This window comes from Cyanobacteria bacterium FACHB-DQ100 (assembly GCA_014695195.1).
Lineage (GTDB): Bacteria > Cyanobacteriota > Cyanobacteriia > Leptolyngbyales > Leptolyngbyaceae > Leptolyngbya.
On sequence record JACJNW010000006.1, the window covers coordinates 19502 to 44196 of the forward strand.

Sequence of the window (24695 nt, forward strand, 5' to 3'; positions counted from 1 at the left end):
AGAGGGCGATCGTAAGTAACGATCGCCCTCTTCTTGTTTTTCGATAACTTTATGCTGACGGGACAAGCCGCTTTCTCAAAGCATCGGCACGTCGTTTTGCAGTTTGGTTAGTCGGCTCAAGCTCTAACGCTTGCTCATATATTTCCAGCGCTGGAGCTGCCAGTTGTTTGCGCTCATAGGCATGACCGAGGTTATTCAGCGCCGTGACATACTCTGGCAAGAGCTTTAGCGCTTCTTTATACTGCCGAATCGCTAGGTCGTACTGTTCTTGAGCAAAGTAGGCAAATCCCATTGCGTTATACACAGCAGCAAGGTCTTGACCTTCGAGCGTTTCAAGCTTAATCGCTTTCTGATATTGAGCGATCGCCTGAGTAAATAACCGCTTGTCGAGCAGAATGCTGCCAAGTTCGTAATACTCTTCGGCTGTGCCTTTCTCTTTGCTCAGCTTGTTTTGCAGGCGAGTAAAGGCACTCTCAACGCGACGAGTTTTGAGGACTTGCCGAGCGACAAAAAAGACGGCGCTACTAAGCAAAACCAGCAAAAGGGAAATGTAAAGAATTGGGGAGGCTATGCTGTCCATAGGAGTTTTGTCGATCGCAAATTTTAAGGCTTCTGTTTCAGGGTATCTCAAGGGAGACCCCAATAGGTAGCACGCTGCTGTAACCAACCTTCGGATTTCCATTGGCGCAGGAGTTGATCCACACGGCGGCGCAGCTCGTCGGATTCGAGTCCTTTGGGAAATACGATCGCTAACGGCTCGGTTGAAGCCCGGAACGGTAGGATGCGGTATTCAGGAAATTCCTGCACCCACCCTGCTAAAACGCTGACATCTGCCGCAAAGCCGATCGCTTGTCCTGATTCAATCAACTGTTTCCCGGCACTGTAGGACTCAGCACCGATGAGCTTGACTTGGGGAAACTGATAGCGCAAAGCTGCGATCGTGCTGGCATTGTTCAGAACCGCGATCGTTTGACTAGTCAAATCCCGTTGAGCTTGAATTGCCGCGCTTTTTGTAATGATCCCGGTTCCATCGAGATAGTACGGTTCACTGAAGGCAACAATTCGAGCGCGAGAAGCGTTGACGGTGACACGGGCGATCGCAAAATCAACGGTTTCGCCGGTGACAGCCGACAGCCGATCGCGATTGCTCACAGCCTTAAACTCGATCGCGGTCGGTCGTCCAAGTAATGCTTGTGCTAGACGCTGCGCGATCTCAATTTCAAAGCCTTGAAGCCTGCCTTGAGCATCACGAAATCCCAGCGGACAGACATTATCTTTTACCGCCACGATCAGACGATTGCGCTGAACGATCGTTTGTAAATCTGCCGCAAACAAAGATGGGGACACAAACCACTGCGCCCCCACCCATGACCAACTTAGAACTGCGACGAATCGCTTTCGCATACTTTAGGCTTGAACTGCCTTTTCGACGACTTTTGCAAATCCGGCTGGATCAAGAACCGCCAGTTGCGCCAGCATCTTGCGATTGATGAGAATGTCTGCTTTCTTCAGCTTACCAATGAGTTGGCTGTAGCTGATGCCTTGCTGACGTGCTGCCGCGTTGATCCGCGTGATCCACAAGCGACGAAAATCGCGTTTCTTCTTGCGACGATCGCGATACGCATTGCGGAGCGCTTTCATCACTTGCTGATTTGCGGTGCGGAACAACCGAGAGTGAGAGCCACGAAAGCCCTTTGCGAGTTTCAAAATCTTTTTGCGGCGTTTTCGAGCTACATTGCCGCGCTTCACCCGTGCCATGTTTCAACTATTCCTTAACTAATTTTTTGTGAGATCGTGCCTGAGTCCACCCTTACAGATAAGGCATCATCAACCGAACGTTTGCTTCATCCCGCTCGTTAACTAAATCTCCGCCTGCAATCCGGCGGCGGCGGCTCATACTCTTGTGAAACAAAAGGTGATTTCCATGAGTGCGACGGCGCTGGATCTTTCCGCCGCCTGTGGCTTTGAAACGCTTTTGTGCAGATTTACGGGTTTTCAGCTTCGGCATGGGTTTGCTCTAATTCGACACAGCTTTCAATCTTACTACAAATTTCAGATTTAGAGCAAACTGATTGCAGCTCAATCAGTTGTATTAATTTGGCTCATTAGAAAATGCGTCAAATGCGTCTACATAACCTGAATGCTACGGAAGTCCCAGTCAATTCCGAAGTCACGCCTGTTCTGTTAAGGCAATGCAAGGGATTAGTGTCGCAGGTTCTTTGAGTTTAATCACGACCGGCGCAACAGCATCCTTCTGCTTGAAGGCTTCTTCAACTTCCGGGTTAACGATAATCTCAGCATTACGCCGGGTGTATTCGCGATCTTCAATCCTGAAGGGATCAGCGCAAATGGAGCTGTAGTCGTGCCTGTAATTCGCTCGACCTTCACGTTCTAAGGCTAAGGTGGCTTGTGGAAAAAACGAGCCACCCTAGATTTTTTCGCTAAAATGGACAAGGAAGAACAGCAATTTTCTGTTTAACCGAACTCCATGAAATCAGTCGTTTCATGAGAAGTGGGCAGTTGTCCACTTTTTTTATTTGGAGAAGTGGTTCGATGGCGCATCCTTTGATTCCTCAAATTTTGGAAGTGGCGGCTCCGGTGGCGGAGTCGATCGATCTTGAAGTGGTTCATGCTGTGTTTCAAACGAATCAAAGTCCGCCCGTGCTGCGGATCGACGTGAGAAACAAGCAGGACGATACGGGACTGGATGACTGTGAACGCATGAGTCGGGCGCTGGAGCCACTTTTGGACGAATTGATCCCGGATCAGTATGTCCTCGAAGTGTCGAGTCCCGGTATCCCGAAAACCTTGACGAGCGATCGAGAATTTGTCTCGTTCCGGGGGTTTCCAGCGCTGGTCACAACGTCTGAACCGTTTCAAGGCCACATTTACTGGGAAGGCAATCTGATTCGACGTGACGAAACGAACGTCTATATCAGCAAAAAAGGACGCACGATCGCACTGCCAAGAGCGATCGTGTCAAGCGTTCAACTAACCGAAAGCGAAGAATAATTCGTTTTGCTCGACAACTCAATATTTACGGAGAATTTTCTATGTCAATGGTCGCTTTGCCCGGACTCAAAGACATGATCGACGGCATCAGCCGTGAACGCAACTTACCGAAGCTCTCGGTTCAAGCAGCGCTCAAAGAAGCCCTGATAAAAGGCTATGAGCGTTTCCGCCGCACTCAGCGCATCGATGGCGATGGATTTGACGAAGAATATTTCGATAACTTCGAGGTCGAACTCGATGTCGAAGAAGAAGGTTTCCGTGTACTGGCAACCAAAACGATCGTCGAAGAAGTCACAAACCCGGATCATCAAATCTCTCTTACTGAGGTTCAAGAAGTCGCCGCTGAAGCGCAAACGGGTGATACAGTTGTTCTGGATGTCACGCCGGATCAAGGTGATTTCGGTCGCATGGCAGCGATTCAAACCAAACAAGTCTTAGCGCAAAAGCTCCGAGACCAACAGCGCAAACTCATTCAAGAAGAATTCCAGGATTTAGAAGGCACAATTTTACAAGCGCGAGTGCTGCGGTTTGAGCGTCAATCGGTCATCATGGCAGTCGTCAGCGGATTTGGTCAGCCAGAAGTTGAAGCCGAATTACTAAAGCGAGACCAGCTACCCAACGATAACTACCGCGCTAATGCTACCTTCCGGGTGTATCTAAAGAAAGTCAGCGAAGGCTCTCATCGCGGCCCGCAATTGCTAGTTTCTAGAGCGGATGCAGGCTTAGTCGTCTACCTGTTTGAGAACGAAGTGCCTGAGATCCAAGATGATGTTGTGCGGATTGTGGCAGTTGCCCGTGAAGCAAATCCGCCCTCGCGCCATGTTGGTCCTCGCACTAAAATCGCCGTAGACACTTTGGAACGCGATGTTGATCCTGTAGGTGCTTGCATTGGAGCGCGTGGCTCTCGCATCCAAGCGGTAGTCAACGAACTGCGAGGAGAAAAAATTGACGTGATTCGCTGGTCACCTGATCCCGCTACTTACATTGCCAACGCACTGAGTCCAGCCCGCGTCGATGAGGTTCGCCTCGTTGATCCCGAAGGTCGTCAGGCGCATGTTTTAGTGGGAGAAGATCAACTCAGCTTAGCGATCGGCAAAGAAGGTCAAAACGTCCGCCTCGCTGCTCGTCTCACTGGCTGGAAGATCGACATCAAAGATAGCCGCAAATACGATGCGGCGGCTGAAACCGAGAAAATTGCAGCCGTGATCGAAGCTCGTCGTCAATCCCAACCCCCGGTTGACGAATACGAGGACGAGGAATTCTACGACGAAGAAGAGGAAACTGCACCAGCCTTGGAGACGGAACTCGAAGAACAGCAGGCTTAATGCGAGGCGGGAGTAGGCTTCTGCCAGCAAGAAAAGTTAACATAATCTTGCTCCCTAGCTTCTGCTTCATGCCACTGAATTATCGTCGCTGTCTTAGTTGCCGTAAAGTCGCACCGAAAGAAGAGTTTCTTCGAGTGGTGCGACTTTACCCGTCTCACGAAATCGCGATCAATACTGGGATGGGACGATCGGCTTATCTCTGTCCCAGTCCAAGCTGCATTCAGGCGGCACAAAAAAAAGGTCGCCTCAGTCGCGCCCTCAAAGCCACAGTTCCCACCGAACTTTATCAGCACTTGCAGCAAAAGCAAGTAGAAGTTCACGCGACGCAACCTGAGCTATATTAGATCCAGTGGCTAACTTCGCTAATCAAAATCTTTCTAGAATCGATTAGCCTGCCTAATCCGTCCTATCGTAGGAGATTTGCTGTCCCTTGCTCTGAGATGTTATCTGTATCCTCTCTTCAGTTTTATTGCTTCAGAGCAACTCAGACATGACATTTAGGGAGGGTGGCTCATCACCAGCAACTCAGAACGATTAACACGACGCGATGGCTTCGCTTTATGAAGGATTCGTGGCATTATTTTTTCGAGTAATCTGCCGATTGGCCTATCGGGGACTTCGTTTCTAAGCTACCATTCAACCAAGGGGGTAACATCTTCTTCAAGATTACCAGTGCAGGTGAACTGCAATAACCCAATAAACCTGTCGTTTTAGTCAAAACAGAAGGTCACTATGTAACACCAACGATCGTACGAGGGAAGAGTGGATGAACAACGGCAAAGTCAGAATTTACGAACTATCCAAAGAATTGAATCTAGACAATCGAGACATTCTCGCAATCTGCGAACAATTAAATATCGCGGTCAAGAGCCACAGTAGTACTATCACAGAAACCGAAACGGAACAAATCCGTGCCGCTGCTGAGAAATATGCTGCCAGCCAGCCCTCTCCGGCCAAGACTGCCTCTAACCGCCCATCAAACTCCCAATCTGTTGAATCAAGAAAGAAAACGCCCTTGAATATTCAGAAGAAACAGCAAATCTTAGAAATTCGTCGCCCCATTACGCGATCGACCGCCGCTTCGGAATCATCGGAACTCCGTACCCCTCCACAGCCGCCCCAATCTTCCCCAGCGGCACCGCCCGCTGTTAGATCTGCCGAGCCACCACGTCCGACGCGTCCTATGCCAGAGCGTCCGGTTGCTTCGGAACCAAAAGCTGATGAGCTGGCTCCGGCCCCGCAATCAATCGCGCCAAAATCAGTCGAACCGTCTGCGCCTCCGCAAGTGATCAAAGCGCCTGCACCTGCTCAAGCCCCAGAACCTCCGGCTCAAGCTCCTGTGCGTCCAGCTTCGCCCGCTCCAGCTCGTCCCGTTTCAACGACTAGTAAACCTGTGTTGAAGCGCGACAAGCCCACCCCTAGCGAGGGAACAGATAGCCGTTCGGAAAATCGCCCGCCTTCACGCGATTCTAGAGGCGAAAAAGCGCAGCGTCCCGCAATTAATAAGCGACCCGGTGCACCCACTAAACCGGGAGAAGCAAAACCTCAGCAAATCGTTGAGCTTCGCCGACCCAAGCCTGTGTCTACGGAGGAGGGTGCAGCCCAAGACGCTCCGGTGCTGCGATCGCGCCCCGTCAAGCCAGTCGCTCCTGAGCCAGCGGCGGCAGGTGCGCCAGACCTAACGCTGAACAAACCGACCCCACCAAAACGTCGCGTTAAAGTTTGGGAGGATGAGGAAGAAGAAGTCCAAGAAATTCCTGAAAAAGCAGCCAAGCTCGCCAAAGGTAAGCGGCGGGGGCAGCCCAAAATTCAGGATGACGACGAAGATGACTTCGACTTGCTTAATGAAGACGAGGATGGAACCGTTAGTTCTGCTCAAGTCAGCTTGTCGCTGGCTCGACCTGCGAAGCCTAAAGGTCTACCAGGGCAACAGCAAGTTAGACCTGCTGCCACTGCTGCTCCGACCCAGCGGAAACGGAATAACTTCCGCGATCGCCGCGATCGTCGCAATGAAACCGAAAAAGCCGAGCGTCCAGAGATTATCTCGCTTACAGGCGGGTTGACGGTTCAAGAACTGGCAAACTTGCTGGTTGTTTCTCCGACTGAGATCATCACCAAGCTCTTCATGAAGGGCATCGCTGCCACCATTACACAAATGCTGGATGCGGAAACCGCGACGATGGTTGCGGAAGAGTACGGCATCTTGGTTGAAGTGGGCGAAAAAGAAGCTGCCGCGAAGAAAGTGACCGAGATGATCGATGCTGATGACTTGGATCACCTCCATCGTCGTCCGCCTGTGGTCACAATCATGGGTCACGTTGACCACGGGAAAACAACGCTGCTTGACTCGATTCGGAAAACGAAGGTCGCAGCCGGAGAAGCAGGTGGCATTACCCAGCATATCGGGGCGTACCACGTTGATGTGCCACACAACGGCGAAATTCAGCAAGTTGTGTTCCTCGATACGCCAGGCCACGAAGCGTTTACCGCGATGCGAGCACGTGGGACGCGAGTCACCGATGTTGCCATTCTTGTTGTTGCGGCAGATGACGGTGTGCAGCCTCAGACCGTCGAAGCGATTAGCCATGCGAAAGCGGCAGAAGTGCCAATCATCGTGGCAATTAACAAGGTAGATAAAGAAGGGGCACAGCCCGATCGCGTCAAACAAGAGCTAACCGAATACGCACTCGTCCCCGAAGAATGGGGTGGTGACACGATTATGGTTCCAGTAAGCGCTTTAACAGGTGATAACCTCGATACGCTGCTGGAGATGATTCTGCTGGTTTCGGAAGTGGAAGACCTTTCTGCGAACCCCGATCGACCTGCAAGAGGAACCGTGATCGAAGCGCATTTGGATAAGGCGAAAGGCCCTGTTGCCACCTTGCTGATCCAAAACGGAACGCTCAAAATTGGTGATGTCCTGGTTGCAGGCTCGGCATTGGGTAAAGTTCGAGCAATGGTGGACGATCGCGGTCATCGTGTTCAGATTGCAAGTCCCTCGTTTGCAGTGGAAGTCCTCGGTTTGAGCGATGTTCCAGCAGCGGGCGATGAGTTCCAGGTGTTTACAGACGAAAAAGAAGCACGTGCAACGGCTTCTGATCGTGCGGATGAACAACGGACTTCTCGACTGTTGGCGGCAATGTCTTCGCGCCGAGTCAGCTTGAATACCCTGTCAGCGAAGGCGCAAGAGGGCGAACTCAAGGAACTCAATCTGGTGCTGAAAGCCGATGTGCAAGGTTCGATCGAAGCAATTTTAGGTGCATTAAGCCAATTGCCTCAGAACGAAGTGCAGGTACGGGTTCTATTCTCGGCTCCAGGTGAGATTTCTGAAACAGACGTTGACCTAGCCGCTGCCAGTGATGCCGTGATTATCGGATTCAACACCACGTTGGCTCCGGGAGCGCGTCAAGCTGCCGATCGAGCAGGCGTAGATGTGCGCGACTACAACATCATTTACAAATTGCTGGATGATGTTCAGGGCGCAATGGAAGGTCTGCTGGAACCGGAACTGGTGGAAGAAGCATTGGGTCAGGCGGAAGTTCGAGCCGTGTTCCCGGTGGGTCGTGGGGCTGTGGCAGGTTGTTATGTGCAGTCTGGTAAGCTCGTGCGGAACTGCAAAATTCGGATTCATCGCGGCGGTAAGTTGATCTACTCTGGCAACTTGGATTCGCTGAAGCGGATGAAGGAAGATGCGCGAGAAGTGAATTCGGGTTACGAGTGTGGTATCGGTCTTGATGACTTTAAGGATTGGGCTGAAGGCGATATTCTTGAAGCTTACAAGATGGTCACGAAGCGCCGAACGCTTGCTCGATAACTATCTGTAGTTTGATTGACTCCCGAATCTACGATTCGGGAGTTTTTTGTTAATTGACTCTACCGATGGCGGCGTGAGGTTGCAGAGATGCGATCGAGCGTCCCTTCCAATACCGCGGTTGTCTGACCTGCCACCGAGAATACGAGCGCTTCTCGATACACTCGCTGCGCGGGATGCTGCTTAGAATTTGCCGCACCGCTTGACACGACTACTGCTGCATGAGCACATCGCATCGCTAGATCGATCGCCCAAACTCGCAATTTCAATCGCTCCTCAAAACTCTGCTCCTGAGCTGAATAAATAAAATCACGACAGAGTTTTAATTCTTCTAGAAGCGTTTCATAGGCAGGCGCGATCGACAAATAAGGCTTCGTTTCTTGAGCGTGGCTGACAATATCGAGACCAGCCTGAGCGCAACCGAGCGCAAAGAAGCTGTGATTGAGAACATTGATGCGATCGTTCTTAAAAATTGATCCTGCATCAGCCACAAACGCCACTTCTGAAGCCTCTAAATTCCATTCAGTCACTTCTGCGGTGACGGTATTCGTAGCACTCATGGCGGCAAGCTGCATCGGCTTACTAAAGCGAATTGAACCACCGGAATTTTGCGCCGCATCGGTAAAGGGAATCATGCCGTAGACCGCTTGACCGTTGGGAAGCAGTGCTGCAACTAGAACGGTTTCAAAAAAGCCGAATCCAGTAATCCAGGGAATGTGACCGTGGAGTTGATAGCCGCTGTTGGTTTCGTTGGCGCTTGCGCCTGCCAAAGGTACCGCCTTTAAAGGTGGATTGTCATGTCGTCGCAGATGCGAAAATCCAATTCCCACTAATGCTTCACCCGTCGCCAGGTAAGGTAGATAAGCCTGTTTCAGGTCTTCATTGTTGCTTTTGGATAAAATCGCGCCCGCACTCTGATGCTGAGTTTGCAGAAATGCTAATGCTCCTGAAAATCGCGCAACTTGCTCTTGAAACGAGTGGAACAAGTGATTCTCCAATTCTGCACCGTTGTAGATTTTAGGAACTCGGAGCGCGAGAAGATGCCGATCTCCTAATCCTCGTAGCGCCGATCGTAGAAGCTCCACATCTTCATCAAGCTGATTAGCAATGGGGGCGATCGTATTCCACAAATAGATATCTGCGGTTTCCAGAAGAGTTGGCGTTTCCATGTAGAAAATGTGAGAGATTAAGTTTCTGAATTCCGAATTTTTTATTTATGAACGATCTTAGCCAAACTGCGCTGATGAATGGGTTGAGTCAAGCCAAAATTCTAGGATATCTGCTGCTGTTGGCTTGGGTTGTGTCGATCGTCAATCTTCTAATTTTACGTAGGTCGCTAAATCGGTTTGGGGTACGTCCGCGTGAATGGATGGGATTGTGGGGTGTAGCGTTTGCACCATTTTTGCATGGAGGCTGGGGGCATCTGTACAGCAATTCGTTCGCATTTCTTACCTATGGCGGACTAATTGTGCTGCAAAATCCTGAAAACTTTGGTGCAATCACGGCAACCGTTGCATTAACGAGCGGACTAGGGACATGGTTGTTGGGGCGCGATCGTACCGTTCATATTGGTGCAAGCGGCGTGACGTTTGGGTATTTGGGATTTTTGATGTCTTTGGCATTTTTCGATCGTAATGCTCTCAATGTTCTGCTACTAGTTTTTACTGCATTTTTTCACGGTAAATTTCTTTGGGGTTTGTTACCGATTCATCGACGGATCTCCTGGGAAGAACATTTATTTGGATTTCTAGGCGGAATCTTTGCGGCTCGATATTTACCACAACTTCGAGAGGCTTTTACTCATGTCTTGAGTTCTCTGAAATAGCTTGGGCTGTTTTCCTCCTAATTGAGCCATCGGACAGCGAAATCTTCTAAAATAGCTGCGGTGATTTGATATCGCTTATGAAATTTCAGCGCACTTCGTTAGCTCTTGTACTTGCGGCTTTGGCGCTTGGTGGTTTTGTTTACTACACCGAGTCAAAAAAACCGGCTCAAATTGATGAAGCAAAGGCAGACGAGAAACCGCTTTTCAATTTTAAAGAACAAGAGATTCAAGCCTTCACCGTGAAAACTCCAAAACAAACATTGGAATTTGAAAAAGCACCGATCTGGACATTGAGAAAGCCAGAAGTTGCGCCCGCAAATGAAAGCTCGATCGCTTTTCTCCTCAATCTCCTCACGGCGGGGAAAAGCGATCGTACCTTTAACGTTCCTGCTGCCAGAAAATCTGAATTTGGTTTAGATCAGCCATCGGCGACGGTTGATGTTAAACTCAGCAATCAGAAAAATCATCGTTTAGTAATTGGCAAGCCAAATTTTAATCGCAATTTTCTTTATGCTTTAGTTGATCCACCTGCGGATATAAATCAAGATCTTTCGGTATTGCTAGTTCCAATTAATTTTCAAAATGCGGTTGATCGACCTTTAAGTGAATGGAAACGCGACCAACCAAAACCTTCTCCTTCAGTGACTCCAACTGCTTCTCCTCAATGAATACTCCAACTGCAACACTCTTAATTTCTTGCCCCGACCAAAAAGGTTTGGTCGCAAAGATTGCAAACTTCATTTACTCAAACGGTGGAAACATTATTCACGCAGATCAACACACTGATTTTTCTGCGGGTTTATTTCTTAATCGCATTGAATGGCAGCTTGAAGGATTTCATTTACCTCGCGAAGTGATTGAGCCAGCGTTTAGAGCCATTGCAACACCGCTGAATGCTCGCTGGCAATTACACTTCTCAGATACGGTGCCTCGAATTGCGGTTTGGGTGAGTAAACAAGACCATTGTTTATATGACTTGATTTGGCGACAGCGATCGGGAGAATTCAAAGCAGAGATTCCCGTCATTATCAGCAATCATGCAGAGCTAGGAGCGATCGCGCAGCAGTTTGATATTGACTTCCACCACATTCCCATTACAAAAGAAACAAAGCTACAGCAAGAAGCAAATCAGTTAGAGATTTTGAAGAAATATCAAATTGATTTGGTGATATTAGCGAAATATATGCAGGTTCTAAGCGCGAATTTCATCGCTAAATTTCCAAACGTGATCAATATTCACCACTCGTTTTTGCCTGCATTTGCGGGTGCAAATCCTTATCAAAGAGCCTTTGAACGCGGGGTCAAAATCATTGGTGCAACCGCGCATTACGTTACAGAAGATTTAGATGAAGGCCCAATCATCGAACAAGATGTGGTACGAGTCAGCCATCGAGATGATGTAAAAGATTTGATTCGCAAGGGCAAAGACTTAGAGCGAATTGTACTTGCAAGAGCGGTAAGATTACATCTACAAAATCGTGTTTTAGTGTATGGAAATCGAACGGTTGTTTTTGGATAGCGATCGCTCAAATCCACACCGCATAAATTCAACTGTTACAACCGTTCCCCGTTCTTTCTGGCTTTGAATGGAGATCAAACCATTTTGCAAATCAACGCATTTTTTAACTACAGATAGTCCTAATCCTGTACCTGCTGCATAATTTGAATTTTGTCCCCGATAGAACGGTTCAAATAACTTGGGTTGATCGTCCACTGGAATTCCAATTCCTTCATCTTGTACCTGAAATCGAGTGTATTCGGTTGTGCTATCTAATCTCAATAAGACTTTGCTTCCTGAATCAGAATACTTGATTGCGTTTGAGAGCAAATTGCTTAATGTTAGATAAAGCAATCTCTCATCTAAATTTGCATGAGTCACTTTCTGTTCTGTTTGAAATTCAATAATGTGACTTCCCGCAGTAGAAATCTCAAAATCTTCAACTAAATTCAGGCAAAAAGACTCTAAATCGATCGCTTCTGGATTGCATTCTAGCTTTCCACTTTCAGCCCTAGTCAGCGTTAACACATCTGTAAAAAGCTGCTTCATCGTTTGTGCAGCCATTTGAATACGATCAAGATTTTTCAGTCTACGTTCTTCTCCCCACTTTGAATTACCCTCAATTAACAGTTGAACCGAACCTAGAATGACGCTTAACGGAGTCCGAAACTCATGCGAAACCATTGAGAAAAACCGCAATTTAAGCTCACTGACTTCTTTTTGTTGGGCAAGTTTATGCTGAAGTGTTTCTGCTTGCTGCCTTTGTATGATTTGGCTATAAAGTGCGATAAAACAGGTGAATATTGCAATAAAGCCAGAAAACGTAATCCAAAGCTCAATGAATTTCCGGTCATGAATACTTCTTCTTGTTGTTTCGACTGATTGATTGAGTTCCGCTTGCTGTTGCTGCTCTAGACCTGCGATCGCGGTTACAATTTGTGCCCGTAATCCAATACTTTGATTAGTTATCATTCTTTGGTAAAGCACCGCCTCAGTATTTCTTTGGTAAAGCGCGATCGACTCCTGCAATAGCTTAATTCTTTGTGATACTAGCTCGTAGATTTTTCCTAGCTTTTGCGATTCCTGAGAACTCGGATCAAACTGTTTCTGTAGTTGAACGAATTTATGAGGAATTTTCTGAATTGCTGATTGATACTGAATTAGCTCATCTTGATTTCCCAAATAGACATATCCGCGTCTTGCAGACTCTGCGATCGTAACTTCCACGAGAACATCGTCTAAACCCTTAATCGTTTCATAAATCTGCTGGGATTTATAACTACTCTGTGTTATCTGATAGGTATTTTGATAGGAAATGACGCTACTAAAGCAGAGTATTGCAATCAAAAATCCAAATCCTGCAATCAACCAATTTCGTTCTGGAGTGTTTAAGAAAGCCATTCTTTTATTGTCAAAAACCAAGAAAAAAATAAAGAGTTTAGAAGCAAAAAATAACTGCCTCTTGCATTCGTATTAAAGTATCGATCGATTTAGCCTTTATCCTGATATGCGAGTTCTAGTTGTTGAAGATGATCTGCATTTGGCAGAAATTCTGACGGAAGCTTTAAGCGATCGCGCCTATTCAGTGGATGTTGTTAAAGATGGCGAGTCTGCCTGGAATTGGATTTCATCGCTGTCTTACGATCTCATCGTGCTAGATGTGACGCTGCCGAAACTCGATGGAATTAGCTTATGTAAGCGCCTCCGAACTGCGGCAAACAATTCGACTACACCCGTTCTAATGCTAACTGCGCGAGATACGATCGCCGACAAAATTCTCGGACTCGATGCGGGTGCAGATGACTACATGGTAAAGCCTTTCGATCTAGAAGAACTAATGGCGCGAATCCGTGCTCTACTGCGACGAGGCACGCTAAACACTCCAACCTTGATCACTTGGGGCGAATTGCAGATTGATCCCGGAACCCATGAAGTCACTTATGCGGGTGAGTTCGTGCAGCTCACTCCGAAAGAATACGCATTATTAGAGTTATTAGCAACAAGCGGACGACGAATCTTGAGTCGATCAAACATTATCGATCGGCTCTGGTCGCTGCAAGATCCGCCGACGGAAGAAACGGTTAAGTCGCACGTCAAGGGCTTGCGGCAGAAATTAAAGATCGCAGGTGCTCCAGAAGATTTCATTGAAACCGTACACGGAGTCGGATATCGCCTCAAGCAAGCAAAATAAACTACCCGATTTCTACCCGATTTCTACCCAAAATTTCCACTCTAAGCCGTTACTCTAAGATCTAGAGAAATCTGGGAAATCTCTTTGCGTTCAAACGACGCATGGGACTTCGGTCGCTGGGAAAGGGAAACACAAGCGATTCAAACGAAAGATCGAATCGTAGTGAAGAACTAAGCCGAAGTTTCTGATCTGCTCATAGTGAGTTCTTGCGAATTCGCTATGAGCAATTTTTTTATGCGATCGTCTAGCCTTGTTAGCCGATTTCAGGTTCTTTCTTAATTTCTAGGGCATACAGAGAGCCGACTTGCAACAAGCCAGTTTCGTAGGTTCTTGTGCAGCGTTGAGTTTTGTTTGCAACGCTGCAATCCATTGACTTTAACTGGCTTTTGAAGCGTATTTGCTACGTCTTTCTGTGATCACAACCTGAACTACAACTGGGGGTTCTAGGGCGCGATCGAAGTCATCGTAATCCCCATTACGCCCCAAGCACGGAAAAACTGGCGGTAGAGTTCCTGTGCAGCTTCAGTGAGATCACCCTCTAGAGAAATTTCGCCGCCTTCGATGAAAGTGCCGCGATCGCTTTCAAAACACAATCGCTGCACTCCTGACTCATCCGTTTGAATAATTAATCTACCGTTTGCCAACACTTGTCCCGATCCACTCGACACCGAAAATCGCATCGTTTCTCTCAATCAACGCCGTTCTCATTCTACCGAGTCAGGATCAAGCGGATTTTGTCGTTTTTCTCATGCGCTCAAAACTTAATGCAGTCACCCCGATCGTCACCAGCAAAATACCGAGAATCTGCACTCCTTCCAGCGTTGCTCCAATCATCAGCGCGGCTAAAAGTGCGGTCATCACCGGCCCACTAGAGGCGACGATCGATGCCTGTGCCGCTCCCATATATCGCACCCCAAAGTTATTCGCCAAGTAACCCACCAGCGTAAACGCTCCCAAAATCAAGCCGCCTCCGAAGAAGCCCATTCTGGCATCCGGCAGCACCGAAACTCCCAGCGAGATCGGCAGCGATAAACTCACGCTCGACAATACGAGAACCGTCAGAAATTGCACCACGCTCACAGGGATGGGATGCGCTTTCCGAAAGCCAAGCTGCATCAAAATCAGATACAGCGCGAATGCAATCCCGGACAGCACCGCCACAATGATGCCCCCGCCAATTTTCGCGGCAATTAGTCTGGGAGCCGCCGCAAGAATCACGCCCATCAGGATCAGAACCATGACGGCAATCCGCAGGCGCGTTGGTCGATCGTGGAACAACCACCAAGCTAAAGGAACCGTGAACAAGGGGTACATAAATAAAATCGTCACTGCCACGCTGGGCCCGATCTGAGCGATCGCAATGTAGATCAGCACTTGTGACAGAAATAAAAACGTGCCACTGGCGACGATGTGCCACAAAGGGCGACGATCGCGGCTCAAAATCAATCGCTGTAAATCTTGCCATGCAGGAGGATAAAGCCATGCTGCAATGCCCATCATTAATGGCACTACGATCAGCATCCGCATCCAGAGAATTAAGAGCGAGTTTCCGATCGTCGGTTGGATGAATCCGCCTGCCGAGAACAAACCGAGGACATTCACACGCTGCCCGATCGTAATTCGCACAATCACGTTATGAATCGAAAGCGCAAGGGTCGAGACTAAGATTAACCAGAGTCCTAATTTTGCTTTCGATAGTTTGGGTTTGCCAACGGTTTGCAGGGACTCGCGCTGCGATCGTAACTCCGCCACATCTTTTTGCAGTTGCGCTTTTGTGGCTTGCAAGTCTTCGATTTCCTGCAAATCCAGATTTTGCTGAGATGGAGCGAGTTTTCCATTCAGTTGGCTTGATTGGGGGGCATGATCCAGTTGCTCTCGATCCATCAGACTTCACCCTTTGTTCGTCGGCAGTTGCAAACTTTTTGATTAGTGTTCCCAATGCGTCCGCATAAATCTATCTTTCCTACTTGCAAATCCCGCCCAACGAACCCTTCCTGACTGAGATTCCTTCTTTTGGAAGAGATAAAACTAATTAACATTTTCGATACTGGAGCGCGGTTTCCTTATGCAATCATCCTCATGACAGTCGCAAATTCCGCCCCAATTTCTACACCACTAAGTCCAGACGAACTACAGAAAATAAATGCTTACTGGTGTGCTGCGAACTATCTTTCGGTTGGACAAATTTATCTTAGAGACAATCCTCTACTCAAGCAGCCCTTAAAAGTTGAACATATCAAACCCCGTCTGCTGGGACATTGGGGAACGACACCAGGCTTGAATTTTATCTACGTCCATTTCAATCGGTTGATCCGCCGCTACGATCTGAATGTGATTTACATTGCTGGGCCTGGACATGGTGGGCCTGGGATGGTTGCGAATACTTATCTAGAAGGGACGTACACTGAGCTTTATCCGCACATCACCCAAGATGAAGCGGGATTAGACAACCTGTTTACGCAATTTTCTTATCCGGGTGGAATTCCGAGCCACGCTGCACCGGAAACTCCGGGATCAATCCATGAAGGGGGCGAGTTGGGTTACTCGATCGCTCATGCCTACGGAGCCGCGTTTGATAATCCAGATTTGTTCGTCTGCTGCGTGGTGGGTGATGGAGAGGCAGAAACCGGAGCCTTGGCGACCAGTTGGCACTCAAATAAGTTCATTAATCCAGCGCGGGATGGAGCAGTGCTACCAATCCTGCATCTCAATGGATATAAGATTGCGAATCCAACCGTTTTGGCGCGATTGAGCGATCGAGAACTAGAACATCTCTTTGTGGGTTACGGATATAAGCCTTACTTTGTGGAAGGGGATGATCCGGCAACCATGCACCAATTGATGGCAGGAACGCTGGATAAGATTGTTCAGGAAATTCAGGGCATTCAGCGAGAGGCGAGGACTCACGGATTTAAAGAACGTCCGCAGTTTCCCATGCTGATCCTGAGAACACCGAAAGGATGGACAGGCCCCAAAATCGTTGACGGCATTCAGATCGAAAATACGTTCCGCGCTCACCAAGTTCCGCTGTCTGAAATGGCAAGCAAGCCGGATCACCTGCGAATGCTCGAAGAATGGATGCGGAGCTACAAACCAGAAGAATTGTTTGATCAAACCGGAAGGCTGATTCCTGAATTAGCGGAACTCGCACCCAAGGGCGATCGCAGAATGGGAGCAAATCCTCACGCCAACGGTGGTGCTTTACTCAAAGCGCTCAAACTACCGGAATTCGAGAGCTTTGCGGTTCCGGTTGAATCTCCGGGGCAAGTCGAAACCGAGTCTACGCGGGTATTGGGTAAATATCTACGCGATGTGATGCGGCTCAACGAGGACACTCAAAATTTCCGCGTGATGTCCCCGGATGAGAACAATTCCAACCGCTTAAACGCGGTTTTAGAAGCTACCGATCGCATTTTCACAGGCGAAATTCTTCCAGGCGACGATCACATCTCACTCGATGGGCGCGTGATGGAAGTGCTGAGTGAACACCTTTGTCAAGGCTGGCTAGAGGGCTATTTGCTTACCGGACGGCATGGATTCTTCTCTTGTTATGAAGCTTTTATCCACATTGTTGATTCAATGTTCAATCAACACGCTAAATGGTTAGAAGCCTGTCGTCACATTCCCTGGAGACGACCGATCGCATCGCTCAACTATCTATTGACCTCTCATGTTTGGCGACAAGACCATAACGGATTCACGCACCAAGATCCCGGCTTCATTGATGTGGTGCTGAACAAAAAACCGAGTGTAACTCGTGTATATTTGCCACCGGATGCAAACACTTTGTTATCTGTTGCAGATCACTGTTTGCGGAGCCGTCACTATGTTAATGTGATCATTGCTGGAAAGCAGCCCCAATTGCAGTGGCTGGATATGAACAGTGCCATTAATCATTGCACCGCAGGGATTGGAATCTGGGACTGGGCAAGCAACGATCGAGGATCTGAACCAGATGTCGTAATGGCTTGTGCAGGGGATGTTCCCACTTTAGAAACGTTGGCTGCTGTTGATTTTCTGCGGCATTACTTCCCGGATCTGAAAATTCGCGTCGTCAATGTGGTGGACTTGATGACGCTACAACCGCAATCAGAACATCCACATGGATTGTCCGATCGTGACTTTGACTCAATCTTCACGACCAATAAGCCTGTAATCTTCGCGTTTCATGGCTATCCGTGGCTAATTCACCGTCTCACTTACCGCCGCACCAATCACCCTAATCTGCATGTGCGCGGTTACAAGGAAGAAGGCACAACGACAACTCCGTTTGATATGGTTGTGCTGAATGATTTGGATCGCTTTCATCTGGTGCAGGATGTGATCGATCGAGTTCCGAAGTTGCTCACTGTTGGCGCATATGTCAAACAAATCGCACGGGATAAACTAACGGAACACAATCGCTACATCGTGCAGCACGGGAAAGATATGCCGGAAGTAGAGGATTGGAAATGGCAATACTATAGCGGCAACAATGCTGGGAAAACTGTGATTTCTCAGACTGAAACCGGTTCAACGACTCAGGGAGACGACGACACAACGAAAGCAGGACACTAAGGATAAACACAGGGATCTCCGTTTCTTTCAAGCAGTCGGAGATCCCTAACTGCGTGTAAAAAACTTATCTCTAAATTCTTAAACTTAAGCACGACCTAACTATTTTTCAGCAAGTTTGCTCGATGCTCTGCTTGCGATCGCAAAGTCAACTGAGATATCTTAAAGAATATTCATACTTTCTCTTAATCTAAAGATCATCTTTATCACTTAGGATAGAGGTGCTTTTCACGTTTATGCGTTCCTTTACTCCGAAATCTTGTCTGCGTCTTCTCGGAAGTTTCACCCCGGCAGAGCGATCATGGAGCAGCACTGTACTATTTTGATTGTCGATCGCTCCCCCGACGATCGACAAGCCTACGAGCGGTATTTATCTCAGAGCGATGAGATCAATTACCAAGTTCTTCAGGCTGATTCTAGCTGCTCTGCGCTGAAAATTTTGCAGCACACAATTCCTCAAGTAATCTTATTCAACTCAGAGCTTGCTGACCTGACAGAGTTTGAACAATACGAGGCAGTCTTGCCGATCGTAGTGATTGTTTCTTCAACTGCAATTGCCTACGAGTTTCTGCAAGCAGGCGCAAAAGACTATATTCTCGATCGCAGTCTTACGCCGGAAGTGCTACGACATACGCTACAAAGCGCCATCCTGCGTCACCGAACTGCATTCGACAACGAGCAGCACCTAAGACAACAACTGCACTACAGCCAAATCGCGCTAAAACAAAGGGAAGATCGCCTACGCTTAGCGCTCGAATCGGCACAAATGGGGGCTTGGGAATGGGATTTAGTGACGGATCGGTTGTCCTGGTCGCCGAATTATATCGAGCTAGTTGGACTTGACTCCAATAACTGCCCGACCATGCTTCAAGACTGGGAAACGATGGTTCATCCTAGCGATCGTGCCGCAGCACAAGCAAGGTTGTCTCATGCCTTGCAGTCTGCAACAGAACTACAGAATGAATATCGCATCATCAAGCCAACTGGAGAAATTCGCTGGTTAAGCTGCAAAGGACAAATTTACCGGAACGAACAAGGTAAACCTGTGCGAATGCTAGGAATTACACAAGATATCACGCAGATAAAGCATCAAGAGTTACATCGTTCTCAATTGTTAACGCTGGAAAAAGCAGCGCGGGTCAAAGCAGAAACCGCAAACCAAGATAAAGATGAATTTCTTGCGATCGTGACGCACGAACTGAAAACCCCGCTCAACGCAATCTTAGGTTGGGCGAAAATTCTCCGTACCCGCAGGCTCGATCCCGATTCAATTGAGCGTGCTTTAGAAACGATCGAGCGCAACGCCGAAGTTCAATCTCAACTGATCGAAGATCTGCTGGATATGTCTCGAATGGTGCATGGGCGACTGACGCTCAAACTCATGGCGGTTAGTTTATATAGTGTAATTTCAGCAGCAATTGAGGGTGTGAGGCTTGCAGCAGAAGCAAAGCAGCTTTACATTGACTTTAATGCAGTGGATCTCGATGCAACAATTTCTGGCGATCCCAAACGTTTGCAGCAAATCGTGCTGAATCTGCTGACCAACTCGATTAAGTTCACGCCTGAAGGTGGAAATATCACCGTGCAACTGACTAGCAATCAATCCACGGCTCAAATCAAAGTGATTGATACTGGAATCGGGATTCACTCGGAGTTTCTGCCTTATGTATTTGATCGTTTTCGTCAGGATGCAGCCAATGCAGCTTCTGAGAAAGGATTAGGTTTGGGCTTAGCGATCGTGCGTCAACTGGTGGAACTGCACCAAGGATCAGTCACGGTAGAAAGTGCAGGTGAGAATCAAGGAACAACGTTTACCGTTTGCTTTCCGCTATGTCAGTCAATAGCAGCGATCAAGTAAGTGCTACTCCTAAACTCATCCAGTGCTTTAACGATAATAAAATAATGTTGCGGACTTCTTTGCTCTAAAGCTTGCTCTAAAGCTATGGATAATTTGCTGGCATCTGTCGATTCACAAACTGTGTTAGTTATCTCAGCGATCGTTGTAGCATTTCTACTGCTCCGACTCCTATTAAGAATTTTAAGCGGGGCTGGAGGATTACTCCTAACAATCATTGCGATCGTTCTTGGGTTGCAGTATTTGTTTGGAATTAGTCCCGCTCAGTTGTGGCAGGAAATGCTTCACTTGCCGCAAGAGTTGCTCCGCTTGGTCGAGAGTGTTCAACTACCAGGAAGCTGAATATTATCAATAACTAACCACTTTCAATGAACTTGCACTGCAATGGGCTTGTACTGCAATCCGCTAATCGCTCCTGGAACCGGATATTGCAGACAACAATTTTTAGAGTTCCACACAACTATTCGGGCTAAGTTCTGTGGTAGCGCTTCAGGAAATTGTATGTCACATCTTGTAGAGCCTCTTCGTATCAAGCTGCAAAAGTCCAATTACATCATCCATCGGTGATCTCTAATGCTTACTCGACTGTTGTCGCTGCTCGATGGTGGGCAGAAACAATCCTGGTTAAAGCTGCTGAAGTCAGACTTAGAAACGATCGCGGTTCTGTTTCTCTTGGCGCTTGGTTTCGCCACCGTAGTCGCTGTTTTTACTCCAGAACCATCTATTAACCTAGATGCTACGCGATCTGAGCAAGTTGATTCTTAGTGCTTTAAATCTCATAGTGCCAAGTTGCTTCCGGTTGTAGTAATGTCACCTGATTGGGTAGTCGTTGAACAATACCTTGTTGCTCGAATTGTTTAAGGACACGAGTAATCGTGACGCGAGTTGTTCCTAACATTTCTGCTAGGTCTTGATGGGTCAGGCGCAACTCAATCAGATGACCGTGTTGCACTTCGCGCCCAAATTTCTTTGATAGCCAAGTGAGCAGCTTTAATAGCATTTCTTCAACTCGACGATGGCTGCGAATCAGCATAAACTCTTCAGCCTGTTGGACTCGCGCTAAAAGAAAAGCAGGATCAGGACACCACTCATTGGGAGAAAGGGGTGTTACCTCTACTTCGGTTAAACACTCGATTTGATAGGGGTCGATCGCGCAGAGCAATTTCCCCACAACATCACCTGCTCCACACAATCCCAGGGTGATTGTTGAGCCATCTTCTAGCCAACTGAGTGTTCGGACGACTCCCGATTTAATTCGCCAAAGCGCCACTGGTTGAAGCGGAATAATCGATCGCCGCTTAAACGTTCGCGTTGCAGATTGGGATCGCGAAACGACAGACGGAAGAATGGACTGCATGAGCAAACCTCGTAATTTAACGGAAGTTCTGCATCGCTAAATAAAGCGGTCTACAGAGATGGCTTCAATTAAAATACAATAATCCGATTGATTTACCGTATTTAATACGCTTGATAGTAGCACGATCGAACTTTTTGTAAACCGACTCGTTACGTTATCCGCTTGGAATTCCCGCATTTTCAAATCGACGAGTAGTTGGCGGTTTAATCAGCATTGCGTTGTTTGTCAGTTTGCTTTATCTTTGTTTGACGCTTGGTGAAAAGCTACTGGCTGCGCTGGAGGGCATTAGATTTGGGGCGCTGCATCGCCGCTTCGGATTTTTTAGTTTGGCGATCGCAGTTCAATAAATTTGTTCAAATAACCGAGGAGCGTTGTGTTAGCTGCATTACTCTACGGACAGGAAGATCTGCGATTAGAAACGGTAGAAGATCCCACGCCCGCAGCCGGAGAAGTCGTGATCAAGGTCGGAGCCGCGACAACTTGCGGCACAGATTTGAAAGTCTGGCGACGCGGCGGACACGCCAAAATGCTGAACTTGCCGACGTTGTTTGGACACGAAGCCGCTGGAGAAATTGTTGCGATCGGCAACTCTGTAACAAACTGGAAAATTGGCGATCGCGTCGTTGCCAACAATTCCGCGCCTTGCCTGACCTGTTTTTTCTGCAACCGCCAAGAATTCTCACTCTGTACCGATCTCAGCTTCAACAACGGTACATTCGCCCAGTATTTGAAAATTCCAAGCGCGATCGTTCAACGCAATCTTTTATCCATTCCCGATCATCTTCCAGATGCGATCGCCGCGATGACAGAACCTCTAGCTTGTGTGCTGCATGGCGTTTCGAGATCAAACTATAAATCCGGCGATCGCGTTGTTTTACTGGGTGATGGTGCGATCGGCTTAATGTTCGTTGCGGCTATGGCTTCAAACACAGAATTTTATGTGTTTGGAGGCAACCAGCAACGATTAGAAATTGCGAAAAAATTCGGTGCGGTAGAAGCCTTTAACTACCGGCAAATTCCGGATTTGCCGCAATTGGTAAAAGAACTAACAGACGGATGGGGCGCAGATATTGTAATCGAAGCCACCGGAATTCCGAGCGTCTGGGAAACCGCGATCGCCTGCGCTCGTCCGGGCGCGACCGTCAACCTATTCGGAGGCTGTCCACGTGATACAACAATTTCCGTCAATACTGACCAACTCCACTACAATGAACTGACGCTCAAAGGAGTGTTTCATAACACGCCGGAGTTTGTCTGCTCAGCGCTCGATCTGCTTGCAAGTGAAACAATTCCGTTTGAGCTATTGATCAGCGATCGCCAACCCTTGCAAAACCTAGAGCAAGTCTTTCAGGACATGAAACAACGAAAAGTAATCAAAGTTGCAATTGAGCCAAACGGGTGAATCATAAGCCTGTCTTGTTTGGAGTAGGAGCAATGAAAAAGATTGGCTTAATCATGGGTGGACTGATGCTGATGGCGACCCCGGCACAAGCGATCCCCGGACAAACGATCGACGAAGCTGCTGTGTGGATGCAGTCGAATTCCACCATTCGCCCCAGTCAAAACGAAAAGTTTTTAGTTCGCCGCGTCAATACCGCCGCACAACAGCTAACATTTGATGCGTCGTTGTATCCACCTGGTAAAATAACTCGATTTGCACCCGGAGGGCGAATTATTCGCAGTGAGACGCTGTCGCTATTCGATATGCGAAACGGCGTGACTTTGAATCGGCTCCGGGACTCGGTGCGATTGATTTACGGATTGGAGATTGCTCAAGATTTTGCGGCAAGCACGATCGTCAAATCTTACCCAACCGAGGCACGCATCCAAGAAGCAGTGACTCAGCAAAATTCCCAAATCGCGGCGCTGCAAGGAGAGTTAAGACAGGGAGAACGCTTTGCCTACTGGCTTGAGATTGCTCAAACCGAGAACGGCAGAGCCTACTCAGGACAATTGACGGTGTTTCTGCTGGATGATCTAGAAAAATTGCGATCGGAGTTAACAAATCGATGAACTGGCGGCACTACATTCCGTTTTTTGACACAACCGCGATGGATTGGGCAGTGACTCCCCGATTGTTGCGCTGGCTCACGTTCGTCTGGTTGTTTGTCGGGCTTGCGGTGATGTATAGTGCCTCATTTCCTGTCGGAGATGCGATCGGTGATGGGTTGCACTACTTTAAGCGGCAACTGGTCGCGATCGCGATCGGTATGATTTTGTTCAATATCCTGATTCATTCCCCACTTCGGTATATCCAGGGCATTTCGAGTTTCGCGTTTATTGGATTACTCGGCGGAATTCTGCTGACTACGATAATTGGGCGAGAAGTGAATGGCGGTCAGCGCTGGTTTGAGGTCGGCACGTTTTTGTTTCAGCCGTCAGAGTGGATTAAACCATTTCTGGTGTTACAGAGTGCGCGGATTTTTGGACAATGGGAGCGGCTGACTTGGCGAGTGCGGCTGACTTGGATCGGGCTATTTTGTTTGCTGCTAGTCGGAATTTTGCTTCAGCCGAACTTAAGCACCACCGCGCTTTGCGGCATGACGCTATGGTTGGTCGCACTTGCGGCAGGATTGCCTTACCTTTATCTGGGGGGAACCGCAGCAGCAGGTCTGACTCTGGCAGTGCTTAGTATTAGTATCCGAGAGTACCAGCGACGGCGGGTGATGTCCTTTCTCAATCCTTGGGCTGATCCACTGCAAGATGGCTATCAATTGATTCAAAGTTTGTTAGCGGTTGGATCGGGGGGAATTACCGGATCGGGCTTTGGTTCATCGCAGCAAAAACTGTTTTACTTGCCGATTCAGTACACCGATTTTATCTTTGCGGTGTTTGCGGAGGAGTTTGGTTTAATCGGCGGTCTGTTATTGATGCTGATGTTGGCTGCCTATGCAACGCTGGCATTAATTGTGGCGCGGGGCGCGAAGAATGCAATTCATCGGCTAGTGGCGATCGGGGTGATGGTGATGCTGGTGGGTCAGTCGCTCTTAAACATCGGGGTTGCGACGGGGGTACTGCCAACCACGGGATTACCGTTACCGTTCTTCAGCTATGGGATGAATTCGATGATTTCGAGTTTAGTGTGTGCAGCGTTGCTCATTCGGGTGGCGCGTGAAAGTAGCGAAGCGAGTGTGATGTCGATCGGCGAAAATTCTAAGGTGGTTTCGTTTGCTGAAGCGCGAACCCGACGAACCAAGCCCAGACCGTCTCGTTAAATCCTAGAATATTAGAAGCGCTTCAAATCGCTTCATATTCTTAGATTTGCCC

The 24695-nt window shown here is 48.1% G+C and carries 24 protein-coding genes and 1 pseudogene; 16 read left to right on the forward strand and 9 right to left on the reverse strand.

Going from position 1 to position 24695, the window contains the following annotated elements; translation table 11 throughout:
- Positions 1-49: 49 nt before the first annotated feature.
- From H6F51_00665 to rpmI, 4 genes are read right to left on the reverse strand one after another with little or no spacing between them, the layout of a single operon-like run.
- Positions 50-580: a tetratricopeptide repeat protein gene (locus tag H6F51_00665; GenBank protein ID MBD1821035.1), complete on the reverse strand. Its 531-nt coding sequence runs from the start codon at positions 578-580 to the stop codon at positions 50-52.
- A gap of 47 nt (positions 581-627) precedes the next feature.
- Positions 628-1404: a transporter substrate-binding domain-containing protein gene (locus H6F51_00670; GenBank protein ID MBD1821036.1), complete on the reverse strand. Its 777-nt coding sequence runs from the start codon at positions 1402-1404 to the stop codon at positions 628-630.
- Positions 1405-1407: 3 nt separating this feature from the next.
- On the reverse strand, positions 1408-1758 hold the full coding sequence (gene rplT / locus H6F51_00675; GenBank protein ID MBD1821037.1) for a 50S ribosomal protein L20: 351 nt from the start codon (positions 1756-1758) through the stop codon (positions 1408-1410).
- A gap of 52 nt (positions 1759-1810) precedes the next feature.
- Positions 1811-2008: a 50S ribosomal protein L35 gene (gene rpmI / locus H6F51_00680; GenBank protein MBD1821038.1), complete on the reverse strand. Its 198-nt coding sequence runs from the start codon at positions 2006-2008 to the stop codon at positions 1811-1813.
- A 249-nt stretch (positions 2009-2257) separates the two neighbouring features.
- Between rpmI and H6F51_00685 the strand changes: the two are divergent.
- The 5 genes and pseudogenes from H6F51_00685 (at position 2258) to infB (ending at position 8151) form a co-directional block, all read left to right on the forward strand.
- Positions 2258-2395 (forward strand): annotated as a pseudogene (locus H6F51_00685) (carbohydrate porin).
- Between the two features lie 158 nt (positions 2396-2553).
- Positions 2554-3012, forward strand: coding sequence for a ribosome maturation factor RimP (gene rimP / locus H6F51_00690; GenBank protein MBD1821039.1), 459 nt, complete (start codon positions 2554-2556; stop codon positions 3010-3012).
- A gap of 41 nt (positions 3013-3053) precedes the next feature.
- Positions 3054-4337, forward strand: coding sequence for a transcription termination factor NusA (nusA, locus tag H6F51_00695; protein ID MBD1821040.1), 1284 nt, complete (start codon positions 3054-3056; stop codon positions 4335-4337).
- 68 nt (positions 4338-4405) lie between these two features.
- On the forward strand, positions 4406-4681 hold the full coding sequence (locus H6F51_00700) for a YlxR family protein (protein MBD1821041.1): 276 nt from the start codon (positions 4406-4408) through the stop codon (positions 4679-4681).
- A gap of 422 nt (positions 4682-5103) precedes the next feature.
- Positions 5104-8151 carry a translation initiation factor IF-2 gene (gene infB / locus H6F51_00705; protein MBD1821042.1) on the forward strand — a complete coding sequence of 1016 codons (3048 nt, stop codon included), beginning with the start codon at positions 5104-5106 and terminating at the stop codon, positions 8149-8151.
- Positions 8152-8210: 59 nt separating this feature from the next.
- Here the strand turns inward: infB and H6F51_00710 are convergent, their stop codons facing one another.
- Complete coding sequence (locus H6F51_00710; GenBank protein MBD1821043.1) at positions 8211-9317, reverse strand: acyl-CoA/acyl-ACP dehydrogenase; 1107 nt, start codon at positions 9315-9317, stop codon at positions 8211-8213.
- Positions 9318-9364: 47 nt separating this feature from the next.
- Between H6F51_00710 and H6F51_00715 the strand changes: the two genes are divergently transcribed.
- The 3 genes from H6F51_00715 (at position 9365) to purU (ending at position 11492) form a co-directional block, all read left to right on the forward strand.
- Positions 9365-9973 carry a rhomboid family intramembrane serine protease gene (locus tag H6F51_00715; GenBank protein ID MBD1821044.1) on the forward strand — a complete coding sequence of 203 codons (609 nt, stop codon included), beginning with the start codon at positions 9365-9367 and terminating at the stop codon, positions 9971-9973.
- A gap of 77 nt (positions 9974-10050) precedes the next feature.
- Positions 10051-10641 carry a DUF4340 domain-containing protein gene (locus H6F51_00720; GenBank protein MBD1821045.1) on the forward strand — a complete coding sequence of 197 codons (591 nt, stop codon included), beginning with the start codon at positions 10051-10053 and terminating at the stop codon, positions 10639-10641.
- Positions 10638-11492, forward strand: coding sequence for a formyltetrahydrofolate deformylase (gene purU, locus H6F51_00725; GenBank protein ID MBD1821046.1), 855 nt, complete (start codon positions 10638-10640; stop codon positions 11490-11492). The genes H6F51_00720 and purU overlap by 4 nt, the downstream gene beginning before the upstream one ends.
- Here the strand turns inward: purU and H6F51_00730 are convergent.
- Positions 11457-12872 (reverse strand): CHASE3 domain-containing protein, encoded by a 1416-nt coding sequence (locus H6F51_00730; GenBank protein ID MBD1821047.1) that lies wholly within the window; start codon positions 12870-12872, stop codon positions 11457-11459. The two genes, purU and H6F51_00730, sit on opposite strands and share 36 nt — an antisense overlap.
- Positions 12873-12978: 106 nt before the next feature.
- On the opposite strand from H6F51_00730, the gene H6F51_00735 reads away from it, so the two are divergent.
- Positions 12979-13662, forward strand: coding sequence for a response regulator transcription factor (locus H6F51_00735; protein MBD1821048.1), 684 nt, complete (start codon positions 12979-12981; stop codon positions 13660-13662).
- A 443-nt stretch (positions 13663-14105) separates the two neighbouring features.
- Here H6F51_00735 and H6F51_00740 read toward each other — a convergent pair whose 3' ends face one another.
- Together H6F51_00740 and H6F51_00745 are read right to left on the reverse strand one after the other, a co-directional pair.
- On the reverse strand, positions 14106-14342 hold the full coding sequence (locus H6F51_00740) for a hypothetical protein (protein ID MBD1821049.1): 237 nt from the start codon (positions 14340-14342) through the stop codon (positions 14106-14108).
- A gap of 43 nt (positions 14343-14385) precedes the next feature.
- Positions 14386-15546, reverse strand: coding sequence for a DMT family transporter (locus H6F51_00745; GenBank protein MBD1821050.1), 1161 nt, complete (start codon positions 15544-15546; stop codon positions 14386-14388).
- A gap of 195 nt (positions 15547-15741) precedes the next feature.
- Here H6F51_00745 and H6F51_00750 point away from each other — a divergent pair, with 195 nt between their 5' ends.
- From H6F51_00750 to H6F51_00765, 4 genes are all read left to right on the forward strand, one after another.
- Positions 15742-18219, forward strand: coding sequence for a phosphoketolase family protein (locus H6F51_00750; protein MBD1821051.1), 2478 nt, complete (start codon positions 15742-15744; stop codon positions 18217-18219).
- 298 nt (positions 18220-18517) lie between these two features.
- A complete protein-coding gene (locus H6F51_00755) occupies positions 18518-20074 on the forward strand; it encodes a PAS domain-containing protein (GenBank protein MBD1821052.1) in 1557 nt (518 codons plus the stop codon).
- An 84-nt stretch (positions 20075-20158) separates the two neighbouring features.
- The gene (locus tag H6F51_00760) at positions 20159-20413 is read left to right on the forward strand and encodes a hypothetical protein (protein ID MBD1821053.1); all 255 of its coding nucleotides are present in this window, start codon (positions 20159-20161) and stop codon (positions 20411-20413) included.
- Between the two features lie 231 nt (positions 20414-20644).
- Positions 20645-20836 carry a hypothetical protein gene (locus tag H6F51_00765; GenBank protein MBD1821054.1) on the forward strand — a complete coding sequence of 64 codons (192 nt, stop codon included), beginning with the start codon at positions 20645-20647 and terminating at the stop codon, positions 20834-20836.
- A gap of 4 nt (positions 20837-20840) precedes the next feature.
- On the opposite strand, the gene H6F51_00770 is transcribed toward H6F51_00765, so the two are convergent.
- Positions 20841-21428 (reverse strand): Crp/Fnr family transcriptional regulator, encoded by a 588-nt coding sequence (locus tag H6F51_00770; GenBank protein ID MBD1821055.1) that lies wholly within the window; start codon positions 21426-21428, stop codon positions 20841-20843.
- 373 nt (positions 21429-21801) lie between these two features.
- On the opposite strand from H6F51_00770, the gene H6F51_00775 reads away from it, so the two are divergent.
- The 3 genes from H6F51_00775 (at position 21802) to H6F51_00785 (ending at position 24643) form a co-directional block, all read left to right on the forward strand.
- On the forward strand, positions 21802-22830 hold the full coding sequence (locus H6F51_00775) for an alcohol dehydrogenase catalytic domain-containing protein (GenBank protein MBD1821056.1): 1029 nt from the start codon (positions 21802-21804) through the stop codon (positions 22828-22830).
- A 71-nt stretch (positions 22831-22901) separates the two neighbouring features.
- Positions 22902-23441, forward strand: a complete 540-nt coding sequence (locus H6F51_00780) for a hypothetical protein (GenBank protein MBD1821057.1) — start codon at positions 22902-22904, stop codon at positions 23439-23441.
- Positions 23438-24643: an FtsW/RodA/SpoVE family cell cycle protein gene (locus tag H6F51_00785; GenBank protein ID MBD1821058.1), complete on the forward strand. Its 1206-nt coding sequence runs from the start codon at positions 23438-23440 to the stop codon at positions 24641-24643. Before H6F51_00780 ends, H6F51_00785 begins: the two co-directional genes overlap by 4 nt.
- The last annotated feature ends 52 nt before the right edge of the window (positions 24644-24695 follow it).

What these genes read in the sequence shown, in the direction of transcription:
- rimP (MBD1821039.1), top strand. Translation starts at nt 2,554, where the DNA reads ATGGCGCATCCTTTGATTCCTCAAATTTTGGAAGTGGCGGCTCCGGTG.
- nusA (MBD1821040.1), top strand. Translation starts at nt 3,054, where the DNA reads ATGTCAATGGTCGCTTTGCCCGGACTCAAAGACATGATCGACGGCATC.
- H6F51_00780 (MBD1821057.1), top strand. Translation starts at nt 22,902, where the DNA reads ATGGCGACCCCGGCACAAGCGATCCCCGGACAAACGATCGACGAAGCT.
- H6F51_00720 (MBD1821045.1), top strand. Translation starts at nt 10,051, where the DNA reads ATGAAATTTCAGCGCACTTCGTTAGCTCTTGTACTTGCGGCTTTGGCG.
- H6F51_00745 (MBD1821050.1), bottom strand. Translation starts at nt 15,546, where the DNA reads ATGGATCGAGAGCAACTGGATCATGCCCCCCAATCAAGCCAACTGAAT.
- rplT (MBD1821037.1), bottom strand. Translation starts at nt 1,758, where the DNA reads ATGGCACGGGTGAAGCGCGGCAATGTAGCTCGAAAACGCCGCAAAAAG.
- H6F51_00665 (MBD1821035.1), bottom strand. Translation starts at nt 580, where the DNA reads ATGGACAGCATAGCCTCCCCAATTCTTTACATTTCCCTTTTGCTGGTT.
- H6F51_00670 (MBD1821036.1), bottom strand. Translation starts at nt 1,404, where the DNA reads ATGCGAAAGCGATTCGTCGCAGTTCTAAGTTGGTCATGGGTGGGGGCG.
- H6F51_00750 (MBD1821051.1), top strand. Translation starts at nt 15,742, where the DNA reads ATGACAGTCGCAAATTCCGCCCCAATTTCTACACCACTAAGTCCAGAC.
- infB (MBD1821042.1), top strand. Translation starts at nt 5,104, where the DNA reads ATGAACAACGGCAAAGTCAGAATTTACGAACTATCCAAAGAATTGAAT.
- H6F51_00740 (MBD1821049.1), bottom strand. Translation starts at nt 14,342, where the DNA reads ATGCGATTTTCGGTGTCGAGTGGATCGGGACAAGTGTTGGCAAACGGT.
- H6F51_00765 (MBD1821054.1), top strand. Translation starts at nt 20,645, where the DNA reads ATGCTTACTCGACTGTTGTCGCTGCTCGATGGTGGGCAGAAACAATCC.
- H6F51_00760 (MBD1821053.1), top strand. Translation starts at nt 20,159, where the DNA reads ATGGATAATTTGCTGGCATCTGTCGATTCACAAACTGTGTTAGTTATC.
- rpmI (MBD1821038.1), bottom strand. Translation starts at nt 2,008, where the DNA reads ATGCCGAAGCTGAAAACCCGTAAATCTGCACAAAAGCGTTTCAAAGCC.
- H6F51_00710 (MBD1821043.1), bottom strand. Translation starts at nt 9,317, where the DNA reads ATGGAAACGCCAACTCTTCTGGAAACCGCAGATATCTATTTGTGGAAT.
- H6F51_00785 (MBD1821058.1), top strand. Translation starts at nt 23,438, where the DNA reads ATGAACTGGCGGCACTACATTCCGTTTTTTGACACAACCGCGATGGAT.
- H6F51_00730 (MBD1821047.1), bottom strand. Translation starts at nt 12,872, where the DNA reads ATGGCTTTCTTAAACACTCCAGAACGAAATTGGTTGATTGCAGGATTT.
- purU (MBD1821046.1), top strand. Translation starts at nt 10,638, where the DNA reads ATGAATACTCCAACTGCAACACTCTTAATTTCTTGCCCCGACCAAAAA.
- H6F51_00735 (MBD1821048.1), top strand. Translation starts at nt 12,979, where the DNA reads ATGCGAGTTCTAGTTGTTGAAGATGATCTGCATTTGGCAGAAATTCTG.
- H6F51_00770 (MBD1821055.1), bottom strand. Translation starts at nt 21,428, where the DNA reads ATGCAGTCCATTCTTCCGTCTGTCGTTTCGCGATCCCAATCTGCAACG.
- H6F51_00755 (MBD1821052.1), top strand. Translation starts at nt 18,518, where the DNA reads ATGGAGCAGCACTGTACTATTTTGATTGTCGATCGCTCCCCCGACGAT.
- H6F51_00700 (MBD1821041.1), top strand. Translation starts at nt 4,406, where the DNA reads ATGCCACTGAATTATCGTCGCTGTCTTAGTTGCCGTAAAGTCGCACCG.
- H6F51_00715 (MBD1821044.1), top strand. Translation starts at nt 9,365, where the DNA reads ATGAACGATCTTAGCCAAACTGCGCTGATGAATGGGTTGAGTCAAGCC.